This is a genomic window from Streptomyces sp. NRRL WC-3549, from assembly GCF_000721935.1.
In the GTDB taxonomy this organism is placed as follows: Bacteria; Actinomycetota; Actinomycetes; order Streptomycetales; family Streptomycetaceae; genus Streptomyces.
Genome location: NZ_KL585398.1, coordinates 105,328 through 106,350, shown reverse-complemented (window position 1 = coordinate 106,350; position 1,023 = coordinate 105,328). Strand labels below are relative to the sequence as shown.

The 1,023-nt window shown below is 74.8% G+C and carries 1 protein-coding gene; it reads left to right on the top strand.

Annotated features, from left to right (window positions below):
• Nucleotides 1-8 precede the first annotated feature (8 nt).
• The gene (locus tag IH13_RS0114810) at nucleotides 9-839 is read left to right on the top strand and encodes a class I SAM-dependent methyltransferase (RefSeq protein WP_420713363.1); all 831 of its coding nucleotides are present in this window, start codon (nucleotides 9-11) and stop codon (nucleotides 837-839) included.
• Nucleotides 840-1,023 lie beyond the last annotated feature (184 nt).

The following is a 1,023-nucleotide window of genomic DNA, read 5'->3' as shown; positions in this document are numbered from 1 at the left end:
CATCAGAGATGTGTATAAGAGACAGAGCGGGGAGAACGTCCCTGAGTGCGGAGGCCTCCGGCTTCACCAGGGTCTCGTCCCGGTGGCTGGAGCAACTCGGCGGGCTCCGCAACGTCGTACGGCAGGAGCTGGTCGCGCGGCAGCTGGACGAGCAGATAGCCGCGCGCTTCCCCGTGGGGCGGCGGCTGCGGGTGCTCGACGTCGGCATGGGGCAGGGCACCCAGGCGCTGCGGCTGGCGCGGGCCGGGCACTCGGTGACCGGTCTGGAGTCGGACGACGCGATGCTCGAGGTGGCCCGGGACACCCTCGCGGCCGAGCCCGAAGGCATCCGGGAGCGGACGCGGATCATCCAGGGCGACGGCCGCGACACCGGGGTGCACTTCCTGCCCGGCAGCTTCGACGTGGTGCTCTGCCACGGCGTACTGATGTACGTGCCCGAGCCGGACCCCATGCTGGCGGGGCTGGCCCGGATGCTGGCGCCCGGGGGCCTGCTCTCGCTGCTCGTGCGGAACGCGGACGCGCTGGCGATGCGCCCCGGGACCGCCGGGGACTTCGCCGGAGCGCTGGCGGCGTTCGACTCGGACGTCTACACCAACCGGCTCGGCCTCGAGGTGCGGGCGGACCGGCTCGGTGCCCTGACGGACACCCTCGCCGGGATCGCCGCCCCGCTGCACACCTGGTACGGCGTGCGCGTCTTCACGGACAACGCGGACAACGACGCGGAGCTGCCGGAGGCCGGCGAGCTGGAGCGGGTGCTGGCCCTGGAGGACCGGGCCGGCCGGACCGACCCGTACCGCCGGGTGGCCGCGCTGCTGCACCTGTGCGGCGTACGCGGCTGACGCCTCCCGGGCCGTACCTCCGATCGGCCCAGCACCACGGGGTGCGGTGTGCGGCGGGCGGCGATACTCCCCGCATGGACACCTCCTCCCTCCGCAGCCGGGCACGCCGCTCGATCCCGTCCCTGACCGCCGGCGCCTGCGTCCTGGCCCTGGCGGCCGGCTGCGCGGGCGGCGGCGAGCCGCC